The organism is Streptomyces sp. NPDC003247 (assembly GCF_042888135.1).
Lineage (GTDB): Bacteria > Actinomycetota > Actinomycetes > Streptomycetales > Streptomycetaceae > Streptomyces.
The window spans coordinates 751,254-761,672 of sequence record NZ_JBIAPF010000005.1; the positions used below are offsets into that span (position 1 = coordinate 751,254).

At 73.0% G+C, this 10,419-nt stretch carries 10 protein-coding genes; 3 read left to right on the forward strand and 7 right to left on the reverse strand.

The genetic code is table 11. From position 1 onward, the window contains the following. Positions 1 to 107 precede the first annotated feature (107 nt). Entirely contained in the window at positions 108 to 992 is an 885-nt protein-coding gene (locus tag ACFYWQ_RS20905; protein ID WP_389518301.1) for a SigB/SigF/SigG family RNA polymerase sigma factor, read from the reverse strand. Positions 993 to 1,231: 239 nt separating this feature from the next. Between ACFYWQ_RS20905 and ACFYWQ_RS20910 the strand changes: the two genes are divergently transcribed. Continuing rightward, positions 1,232 to 1,603: a PRC-barrel domain containing protein gene (locus tag ACFYWQ_RS20910; protein ID WP_389518302.1), complete on the forward strand. Its 372-nt coding sequence runs from the start codon at positions 1,232 to 1,234 to the stop codon at positions 1,601 to 1,603. Positions 1,604 to 1,757: 154 nt separating this feature from the next. Continuing rightward, positions 1,758 to 2,213 carry an ATP-binding protein gene (locus tag ACFYWQ_RS20915; protein ID WP_389518303.1) on the forward strand — a complete coding sequence of 152 codons (456 nt, stop codon included), beginning with the start codon at positions 1,758 to 1,760 and terminating at the stop codon, positions 2,211 to 2,213. A gap of 29 nt (positions 2,214 to 2,242) precedes the next feature. On the opposite strand, the gene ACFYWQ_RS20920 is transcribed toward ACFYWQ_RS20915, so the two are convergent. Together ACFYWQ_RS20920 and ACFYWQ_RS20925 are read right to left on the reverse strand one after the other, a co-directional pair. Beyond that, positions 2,243 to 2,677 carry an ATP-binding protein gene (locus ACFYWQ_RS20920; protein ID WP_389518304.1) on the reverse strand — a complete coding sequence of 145 codons (435 nt, stop codon included), beginning with the start codon at positions 2,675 to 2,677 and terminating at the stop codon, positions 2,243 to 2,245. A 249-nt stretch (positions 2,678 to 2,926) separates the two neighbouring features. Continuing rightward, entirely contained in the window at positions 2,927 to 4,828 is a 1,902-nt protein-coding gene (locus ACFYWQ_RS20925; protein WP_389518305.1) for an AMP-dependent synthetase/ligase, read from the reverse strand. Positions 4,829 to 4,980: 152 nt separating this feature from the next. On the opposite strand from ACFYWQ_RS20925, the gene ACFYWQ_RS20930 reads away from it, so the two are divergent. After that, the gene (locus ACFYWQ_RS20930) at positions 4,981 to 5,214 is read left to right on the forward strand and encodes a DUF6480 family protein (protein WP_389518306.1); all 234 of its coding nucleotides are present in this window, start codon (positions 4,981 to 4,983) and stop codon (positions 5,212 to 5,214) included. Positions 5,215 to 5,284: 70 nt separating this feature from the next. Here ACFYWQ_RS20930 and ACFYWQ_RS20935 read toward each other — a convergent pair whose 3' ends face one another. The 4 genes from ACFYWQ_RS20935 to ACFYWQ_RS20950 all read right to left on the reverse strand — a co-directional run. Beyond that, entirely contained in the window at positions 5,285 to 6,373 is a 1,089-nt protein-coding gene (locus tag ACFYWQ_RS20935; protein ID WP_389518307.1) for a glutamate--cysteine ligase, read from the reverse strand. 57 nt (positions 6,374 to 6,430) lie between these two features. Then, positions 6,431 to 8,665, reverse strand: coding sequence for a 1,4-alpha-glucan branching enzyme (gene glgB / locus ACFYWQ_RS20940; protein WP_389518308.1), 2,235 nt, complete (start codon positions 8,663 to 8,665; stop codon positions 6,431 to 6,433). 4 nt (positions 8,666 to 8,669) lie between these two features. Beyond that, positions 8,670 to 10,031, reverse strand: coding sequence for a maltokinase (locus ACFYWQ_RS20945; RefSeq protein WP_389518309.1), 1,362 nt, complete (start codon positions 10,029 to 10,031; stop codon positions 8,670 to 8,672). A gap of 28 nt (positions 10,032 to 10,059) precedes the next feature. Further along, a partial coding sequence (locus ACFYWQ_RS20950; protein ID WP_389518310.1) for an alpha-glucosidase C-terminal domain-containing protein occupies positions 10,060 to 10,419 on the reverse strand: 360 nt, incomplete at its 5' end.

Genomic DNA, 10,419 nt, shown 5'->3' on the forward strand with positions numbered 1-10,419 from the left:
AGTGTCGGGCCGTTCCCGGCGGTCGGTGACGTCACCTGCCGCGCGCCTGCATGGACGGCGGAAAACGGGGTACACGAAGGCGTTTCGCCCTCGGTGGAACGCCGGGTTCAGCCGGCGTCGGGGCCGAGCAGTCCGGCCCGCAGCCGTCCCACCACACGGCGGATGAGCCGGGAGACGTGCATCTGGGAGATCCCGAGTTCCCTGCCGATCTCGGCCTGCGTCCGCTCCTCGACGAACCGCAGGTGGAGGATCCGCCGCTCCCTCGGGTCCAGTGCCGCGACCAGGGGCGCCAGGGAGTGGACGTCCTCCACGCGGGCGAGCGCGGGTTCCTCCACGCCGATGAAGTCGGCCAGGACCGACTCGCCGTCGGCGCCGCCGTCGGACGCGAGGGCCGCGTCGAGCGAGGCGGAGGTGCGGCAGTTGGCGGCCTTGCGCGCCTCGACGACCTCCTCCTCGGACAGCGCCATCAGCCGCGCCAGCTCCCGGGTACCGGGCACCCGGCCGAGACGGGTCTGCAACTCCTCGGTCGCCCGGACCAGTTCCCCCCGCGCCTCCTGGAGCCGCCGCGGCACGTGCACGGCCCAGCCGGTGTCCCGGAAGAACCGCTTGATCTCGCCGGTGATGTACGGGACGGCGAACGAGGAGAACTCGACCTCCCGGGACAGCTCGAACCGGTCGATCGCCTTGATCAGCCCGATCGTGCCGACCTGTACGACGTCCTCCATCGCGTCGCCGGCCCGGCCGCGGAACCGGGACGCCGCGTACCGCACGAGCGACAGGTTCATCTCGATCAGCGTGTTGCGCACGTACTGGTGGCCCGGCGTGCCCTCCTCCAGGACCGCCAGCCGCTCGAAGAGGCGGCGCGACAGCTCCCGCGCGTCCCGGGGACCGACCCGCGCGGGCACGCCGACGAGCGCGGCCCCCGCGCGCGGGCCGTCCCCGACCCGCCGCGCCGCCGTGGCCGTCGGTTCCTGTGCCGTCACGGCGTCCATGCCGCTCACTCCGTTCGTCGGGGCCCGCCCGGACCTGTCCAAGATCGTCGCCGGTCGGTGGCACCGCGTCTGCCCCCGCTTCCCGCCGCCATGCCCCGCGGCCCCCCGTCACGCCCCGCCGGACGCGCCGGTCCCGGCGTCGGGACACCGCCTGCCGCGGACGGCGGCCGCACGCCCCGAATGCGGCCGCGGCGGGCGGGTATCCGCTGCGGTGAACGGAGACGGGAGAAGGGAGCAGCGTGACCATCGACAGGATCTGGTCCTACCCGACGGACAGCGGGCACGCCGAGGGGCAGGATCTGACGGGCTACGGGGTGGTGGCGTCCGACGGCACCATAGGCCACGTCGAACGCGAGGACGGCCACCACGGGATGTGGCACCTGGTCGTCGACACGGGGGTCTGGCTCTTCGGCAGGAGCGCGGTCGTACCGGTGGGCGTCGTCAGGGCGGTCGAGGCGGAGAGCCGCACCGTGGCGCTGGCCTGCACCGGGGACGAGGTGAAGCAGGCCCCCCGGTTCCGCACGGACAGCGAGACGATGGACCCCGCCTACCTGACGGCCGTGGGCGACCACTATCTCCGGCTGATCCGGCGCGGCAGCGCGACGGCCTGACCGCCGGGGGAGGCACGGCGGGCCGCGGGCGCCCGCCGTATGCTCAAGTGCCCACCATCCACCGGCCGTCGTGTGCCGTGACCGAGGAACGGGGTGTCGATGACCCACGAGCCGCAGACCCGGCGCTCCGGCCGCCGGGGACAGTGACCGAGCCGTGAGAGGGGACGAACTCGCGCCCACGGAGCCGGTGCTCGCCCCGGTGACGACCGCCGCGACCGCGCGGGACCACGCGCGCGCGGTGGTCGACGCCCACTGGGGCGCCGCCGCGGGGCCGGCGCGGCAGGAGGACGTGATCGACCTGCTGCTGGTCGTGTCCGAGATGGTCACCAACGCGATCCGGCACGGCGGCGGCCTGGCCGGCTTCGAGGTGACCCCCGTGCGCGGCGGCGTCCGGGTGGCGGTGCACGACCACAGCGACGTCGTCCCCTCCGTGACGTACGGGGCCGGCGCACCGCCCGGCGGACACCGGATCAACGGCTACGGCTGGCCGCTGATCGTCGAACTGGCCCGGGACATCTCCATCGGCCCCCGGCCGCCCGGCGGGAAGACGATCAGCGCCTTCGTACCGGTCCGGGCCGTCGGACCCCCGGGCCCCGACGGCATCCCCTGACCGGCGCCCTCCCGCTCGGGGGACGGCGGTCACCAGGGCAGGAAGACGTGCACGTCCTTCCCGTCGACGCCGGTGACCACGCTGACCTGGCTGCACAGCGTGTGGACCAGGTGCCAGCCGATGCCGCCGCCCCCGGTGTCGGGGTGGAACGGACGCGGCGCGGGCGCGGTGGTGCTGGTGTCGTGCAGCGTGACGTGCACCCCGTCGAAGGTCGGGCGCAGATGCAGGTCGAAGGGGCCCGGGGCATACTGGACCGCGTTCGAGGCCAACTCCGTGACGATCAGCACGATGTCGTGCCAGCACTCCGGTGCCGAGGGCGGGGACACCCGGGACAGGTCGCGGAGGAACGCCTCCGCGGCCAGGCGTGCACCCGTCACGTCCTGCGGTTCGCCCGGGAACCGGGCAGTGCGGCTCGGGACCGCCCAGGAGGCCAGTGCGTCGTTACCACGGGGCTCGGTTGCCATGTCGTCGTTGCGGCCCCTACCGGCGGGGCCGTCGTCCTTTCTCGTGCGGCTCTCTCACGTCGCCACTCTCCAGGGTTCCCGGGGCGCCGCAGGCTACGCGTCCGCACCGGGCGTCGTGCACCGGACCACGTGCGGTGATCGCCCGGCCACGCGGCGTGCGCGCCGCTCGGGGGCCGGGGAGGGGCAGTGGCGGCATGGCCGAGGCCGAGGGCGGGGGACTCCCGCCCGCCGACCGCCACCCGCAGCGGCTCACCGGAACACGTCGTCCGCGTCGTCCCAGCTCAGCACCTCCTCCGGAGCGCTCTGCCGGGGCAGCCGCGCCCGCGCCTGGTACATGGTCTCGATCTCGGCCGCGTAGTGCTCGACGATCGAGTCGCGGCGCAGCTTCATCGACGGGGTCAGCAGCCCGTTGGCCGGGTCGAACGGCTCCGGCAGCACCCGGAAGACGCGGATGGACTCCGAGCGGGACACGGCACTGTTGGCCGCCGCCACCGCCCGGCCGATCTCGTCCCGCAGGGCGTTCTCCTCGCGTGCCTCCCGGCTCGGAGTGTCGCCCTGGAGCGACAGCCCCGCGCGCCAGTGCGCCAGGAAGTCCGGATCCAGGGTGATCAACGCGCCCACACAGGGCCGGTCGTCGCCCACCACCACCGCCTGGTGGACGAGCGGGTGCATCCGCAGCCGCTGCTCCAGCGCCGTCGGCGCCACGCTCTTGCCGCTGCTGGTGATGATGACGTCCTTCTTGCGGCCGGTGAGGGTGAGGTAGCCGTCGGAGTCCAGGAAACCGAGGTCCCCGGTGCCCAGCCAGCCGTCCCGCAGCGCCGCCCGGGTGGCGCCGTCGTCGTTGACGTAGCCCTGGAACAGCGACGGGCCGCGCACCAGGATCTCCCCGTCCTCCGCCACCCGGATCTCGGTGCCCGGCAGCGCCTGTCCGACCGTCCCGGTCTTCTCCCGGCCCAGCGGCTGCATCGTGATCCCGCCGCTGGTCTCCGTCAGGCCGTAGCCGTCGTGCACGTAGATGCCGATACCCGCGTAGAACAGGGACAGGTCGCGGTGCAGGGGCGAGCCGCCCGAGGTGGCGCGGTGCACCCGGCCGCCGAGGGCGGCGCGCAGTCTTCGGTACACGGTCCGCTCGTACAGCCCGTGCTGTACCCGCAGTTCGAGACCCGGCCCGGAGCCACGGCCCAGCCGCTGCCGTTCGGAGGCCGCCGCGAACTGCCGGGCCGTCTCCGCCGCCCGTTCGAACAGCGCGCCGCGTCCCTCCTGCTGGGCCGTGCGCAGGAAATTCTTGTAGATCTTCTCGAACACCGACGGCACCGCGTACAGGTACGTCGGCCGGAAGGTGCGCAGCGCCTCCGTGAGCGAGGCCGCGCCGAGGTCCGGTTCGTGGCCCATCACGATGCCGCCGCGGACGCACAGGCCCTGGATCATCAGGCCGTACACATGGGAGAACGGCAGGAACGCCAGGACGGACGGCCGCTGCCCCGGCGCCGCCGCCGTCTCGCCCCAGCCGGCCAGCAGGGTGTCGCAGGGGGCGGCGAGGCCGCGGTGGCTCAGCGCGCAGCCCAGCGGGCGGCCCGAGGTGCCGGAGGTGTAGGCGATCACCGCCGTCGCGTCGGGCATCACGATGCGGCGCAGCGAGTCCACGGTGGTGACCGGGACCGTCTCACCGATCCGGGCCAGCTCCTCGAGCGCCCCGCTGTCCAGCTGCCAGACGTGCCGCAGCGCGGGCAGGGTCGCGCACACCGAGCCCACCGTCATCACGCTCTGCTCGTCCTCGACGACCACGCCCACACAGGCCGAGTCCCGCAGGATCCACTCGACCTGGTCGCGCGAGGAGGTCGGATAGACGGGCACCACCTCGGCGCCCACGGCCCACAGCGCATGGCTGAGCACCGACCACTCGTACCGGGTCCGCGCCATGATGGCCACGCGGTGACCCGGCGAGATCCCGGACGCGACGAACCCCTTGGCGGCCTCGACCACCTCGTCGCGCAGTTCGATCGCCGTCACCTCCTCCCAGCCGTCGGAGTCCGCGGCACGGCGGGCGAGCACCGGGAGCGTGGGAGTGCGGGCGGCTGTCTCGAAGACGCTGTCGGCGAGCCCTCCGGTCAGGGGCGGGGCGGCTGGGGGAGCGAGGGCGACGTCGCGCATGCGCTGCTCCTGACGTGTACGGGGTGTGACTCCGCCGTTGAGGACTGTTATCGACGGTGGTCGAATGTAGCCGAGGAGCGACCGCTTGTGGCCGGGAACGGAGAATCGGTGCACGGTTGATGATCTCGGCGGGTCCGGGGGACTCGGAGGGCATGACGCACATCAACCCCGACCCCGAACCGGAACGCAGCACCGGCCTGGAACCGGGCGGAGGTGTTCCCCCGGGCGAGACCCCGCCCGCGGAGAGCAGCATGCCCGAGGCCGGACCCCGAGAGACGCACACCCCCCCCAAGGGCTGGGCCAAGGGCCCGCTCACCCTGATCATCGTCCTCGCCGTGCTGGTCGCGGCCTTCTTCCTGGCGTACGCGCTGGTCCTGATGCTCTGAGCGGGAGGACGGGACCGAGGGCGCCTCTGACGGATCTCCGCGCTCGCCACGGAGATCCGTCAGAGGCGCCCTAGCCCTGGGTGTGGCGGACGCACGTGGTGACGACCTCGCGCAGGCTGCCGGTGCGCTCCCACACCTCCCGCTGGACGCGGGCCCCGTTGCCGTCGCGCAGCAACCGCGCGCAGCCGGCGCGGGCCCGCTCCAGGTCACCGGCGTCGTCCAGCGCCTCCCCGACGTGCTCCAGCAGCGCCCCCACCACCGCCTCGGCCGGCGCGCGCCGCATGGTCGCGGGGTGCAGCAGGTCCCCGGCCAGCCCGGAGCGCGCGGCCCGCCAGCCGGCCAGCCGCAGCAGGCTCACACTGTGGTCCACCGGATCCTCGCCGGCCTTCCACTCCCGGGCGGCCGTCTCGACGAGCCCGCGCGCCAGCGTCGCCATCAGCACGGCGGTGTCCGCGTGCAGACAGACGTCCGAGACCCTGATCTCCACCGTCGGGTAGCGCGCGGACAGCCGGGCGTCGAAGTAGACCATCCCCTCGTCGAGGATCGTGCCCGTCTCCACCATGTCCGCGACCTGCCGGTGGTAGCGCTCCGCCGACCCGAACAGCTCGGTCGGACCGGCCGACGGCCAGCGCTGCCACACCCGGCTGCGATAGCTGCTGTACCCCGACTCCTTCCCCTGCCAGAAAGGGGAGTTGCCGCTCAGCGCCGACAGCACCGACAGCCAGGGCCGGATCCGGTCGACGACCGCGACGCCCTCGTCGTCCGACGCGACCGACACATGGACGTGGCAGCCGCACACCAACTGCTCCTGGGTGGCGATGCCGTACTGCTCCGCCATCCACTGGTAGCGCCGGTTCATGCCGACGGAGGGGCGTACCGGCAGCGGGGAGGTGGCGAGTGCCGCCACCGTGCACCCGATCTCCCCGGCGTGCCGGGCCGCCTCCCCGCGTATGCGGACGATCTCCTCGCCGAGTTCGTCCATCCCCGACCGGGGATGGGTGGCGAACTCGAGCATCTGGTTGTGCAGTTCCTTCTCGAACACGTCCGGTTTCGCCGGGTCCCGCGTGGCGCGGGCCAGAACGGCTGCGGACAGGGCCTGCGGCTCCCCGGTTTCCGGGTCGACCAGGAGGAGTTCCTCCTCCACTCCGACGGTGCGCACGGTATGCGGCCTTTCTCTGGCAGGTGGTACGCACCCGACTGCCCCGTCGGGGTCCGTTCACACGGACGTCGGCGTCCACCAGACCGTGGCGAGCGGCGGCAGCGTGAGCGTGATCCGCCCGTCCTCCGGCTTGATCCCGTCGGCGTGGGTGAGGTCGCCGCCGCCATAGCGGGCGGCGTCGGTGTTGAGCGCCTCGTACCAGACGGGCACGTCGTCGGGCACGGCGAGCCGGTAGTCGTGGCGGACCACCGGGGAGAAGTTGCTCACCGACAGCAGGGGCCGCCCGCCGGCGTCGTACCGCAGGAACGCGAAGACGTTGTCGTCGGCCGCGTCGCACAGCACCCACCGGAAGCCGGCCGGGTCGGTGTCCCGCTGCCACAGGGCCGGGGTCGACCGGTAGCGGGCGTTGAGGTCGCGGACCAGGTCCCGCACCCCCCGGTGGTCGGCCTCCGCGCAGTAGCCGGGATCCAGCAGCCACCATTCGGGGCCGTCGGCCTCGGACCACTCCGCGCCCTGGGCGAACTCCTGCCCCATGAACAGCAGCTGCTTGCCCGGGTGGGCCCACATGAAGCCGAGATAGGCGCGATGGTTGGCCCGCCGCTGCCACCAGTCGCCCGGCATCTTCGACACCAGCGCCTGCTTGCCGTGGACGACCTCGTCGTGGGAGATCGGCAGGACGTAGTTCTCGCTGTAGGCGTAGATCATCGAGAACGTCATCTCGTGGTGGTGGTACTTGCGGTGCACCGGCTCCTTGGCGATGTACTCCAGCGAGTCGTGCATCCAGCCCATGTTCCACTTCAGCCCGAACCCCAGACCGCCGCTGTCGGTCGGCCGGGTCACCCCGCCCCAGGCCGTCGACTCCTCCGCGATCGTCACCACACCCGGACTGCGCCGGTACACGGTGGCGTTCATCTCCTGGAGGAAGGCCACCGCGTCCAGGTCCTCACGGCCGCCGTACACGTTCGGCGTCCACTGCCCCGAGTCCCGCGAGTAGTCGAGGTAGAGCATCGAGGCGACGGCGTCGACGCGCAGTCCGTCGATGTGGAACTCCTCGCACCAGTACACGGCGTTCGCCACCAGGAAGTTGCGCACCTCGGTGCGCCCGAGGTCGAACTCCAGCGTCCCCCAGTCGGGGTGCTCGGCCCGCTGGGAGTTCCCGGGCTCGTACAGGCACTCCCCGTCGAACCGCGCCAGCGCCCAGTCGTCCTTGGGGAAGTGCGCCGGCACCCAGTCCATGATCACGCCGATCCCGGCCCGGTGCAGGGCGTCCACCAGGTGCTTGAAGTCGTCCGGGGTGCCGAGCCGCGAGGCCGGGGCGTAGAAACCGGTGATCTGGTAACCCCAGGAGCCCGCGAAGGGGTGCTGGGCGACCGGCATGAACTCCACATGGGTGAAACCGAGGTCGTTCACGTACGCGGGGAGCTCCTCGGCCAGCTGCCGGTACGTCAGCCCCGGCCGCCAGGACGGCAGGTGCACCTCGTACACCGAGAACGGCGCCACGTGCACGGGAACGTCGCCCCGGTGCGCCATCCACTCCGCGTCGCCCCACTCGAAGTGCGAGGCGTGCACGATCGACGCCGTGTCCGGCGGGACCTCCGCGCACCGCGCCATCGGGTCGGCCTTGAGGAACCGGTGGCCGTGGCGCGAGTGGATCTCGAACTTGTACCGGGTGCCCTCGCCGACCCCCGGCAGGAACAGCTCCCACACCCCGGACGCGCCCAGCGAACGCATCGGGAAGGCGGTGCCGTCCCAGTAGGTGAAGTCCGTGGCGATCCGCACCCCTTGGGCGTTGGGCGCCCACACCGTGAAGCGGGTGCCGGCCACCCCCTCGTGGGTCATCGGCTCCGCGCCGAGCGCCTTCCACAGCTGCTCGTGCCGCCCCTCACGGATGAGGTGCAGGTCGAACTCGCACAGGGCGGGCAGGAAACGGTACGGGTCGTGCACCTCCTGCTCGGCCCCCTCGTACGCCACCAGCAGCGTGTACGCGGGGATCGCGTCGAGCGGCAGGACGGCCGAGAAGAGGCCCTCCCCCTCCGACACGAGCGGGGTCCGCACGCCGTCCACCACGACGGCCACCGAGCGGGCGAAGGGCCGCAGCGCCCGGAAGGCGATCCCGCCCGGCACCGGGTGCGCGCCCAGCAGGGCGTGCGGATCGTGGTGGGCGCCGGCCAGCAGGCGCCCCCGGTCGGTCGCGTCGAGCGGGGGCGCCGTGGCCGGGCGGGGGCCGCCCGTCCGGCCACGGCGCGGGCGGGGGCCGCCCGACTCGGGCCGAGAGGTGTCGCGCAGAGTCATGGGGTCAGCCTCCTCGGACGGCGAGACGTTCGATCGCCGCCATCGGTACGGGTAGCCAGTCGGGACGGTGCCGGGCCTCGTACAGCACCTCGTACACGGCCCGGTCGGTTTCGTAGGCACGCAGCAGGGCGTGCTTCTTGCGGGGGTCCCAGCCGGCCCGGGCCGCGTAGCCGGCGCAGAAGGCCTCCCGGCAGCGCAGTGCCCACTCCGGACGCCAGGGCCGGCGTTGGCGGGCCGCGTAGTCGAAGGACCGCAGCATGCCCGCGATGTCCCGCACCGGGGAGTGCGCGCTGCGCCGTTCGGCCAGCGGACGGGAGGGCTCGCCCTCGAAGTCGATGACGAACCACTCCCGTCCCGTGCGCAGCACCTGCCCCAGGTGCAGGTCGCCGTGGATGCGCTGGGCGGGTGGGCCCGGATCGCAGACGGCGAGTGCGTCGAAGGCGGTGATGAGACCCGGGACGTACGGGCGCAGCGCCGCCACGTGGTGGGCCGCGGCCTCCAGCCGCTCGGTCATCGCCGCCGCCGTCCGGACGTTGTCGGCGCGCGGACCGGACGGGAAGGCCGCGGCCAGGGCGAGGTGCACCTCGGCCGTGGCCCGGCCCAGTGCCTCGGCCTCCGGCGTGAAGGAGTCGCCGTGGGCGAGGGCGTCCAGCGCCAGCGTCCAGCCGTCGGAGGCGTCGGGCAGGAACGGCTGGAGCACGCCCAGTGTCGCCTCCTGCGGGTCCGACGTCCCGAACCAGGCCACCGGCGCCGGCACCCGGCCGCAGTTCTGCCCCTTGAGGGCGACCGGCACCTCCAGGTCGGGGTTGATCCCGGGCTGGATGCGCCGGAACACCTTGAGGATGAACGCGTCGCCGTACACCACGGAGGTGTTCGACTGCTCCGCCTCCAGCAGCCGCGGCGCCAGACCGGCCGGCACCGGCACCGACGGGTCGGACTCGAAGGTCAGCGGACCCAGCGGGCCGGGGTGCCGCATGCGCTCCAGCAGCAGGTGTGCCGAGCGGGGGTCCTGGAGGGCGTCGTGCACCGTCAGGCCGGCCAGCGGCCCTTCCTCCACCTTGCCGATCAGGGCCCGGCCCAGGCGCGGCGACAGGTGCCGCTGGAGACCGAGGAGCAGCTGGTAGCAGTCGCCGGGCGGGGGAGTGCCGCCCGGCGAGGGCACGCCGGACTGGCCGGTCTGCACCAGCAGGTGCAGACAGCCCGGATACAGCTCCGTCATCGACAGCAGACGCAGATCGTTCAGGGGCCGGTCCTTGCCCGCGAACCAGCGCTGCCGGGGCAGCCACTCGCGCAGCAGGTTCCCGAGCGTTCCGCCGGAGCGGACGCCTACGGCACTGCCGTGGTTCAGAGATGCGGTCTTCGGCATGGTGACGCGTCCTTTCCTCGGCGCACGCTCACAGGCGCCGGCCGACGCGGGATGCGGCTCGGGCGAGCCGGAACCAGTAGAAACCGTGCCCTGCGAGGGTCAGCAGGTAAGGCAGTTCACCGATCGCGGGGAAGCGGACCCCGCCGAACAGCTCCACGGGGTGGCGGCCGTCGAAGCGGCGCAGGTCCAGCTCGGTGGGCTGGGCGAAGCGGGAGAAGTTGTGGACGCACAGGACGATGTCGTCCCCGCCGTCCTCCGTCGGGGGGGCCTCGCGGAGGAAGGCGAGGACGGCGGGGTTGGTGGAGGCCAGTTCGGTGTAGGAGCCGAGTCCGAAGGCGGGGTTCTGCTTGCGGATCTCGATCATGCGGCGGGTCCAGTGCAGCAGCGA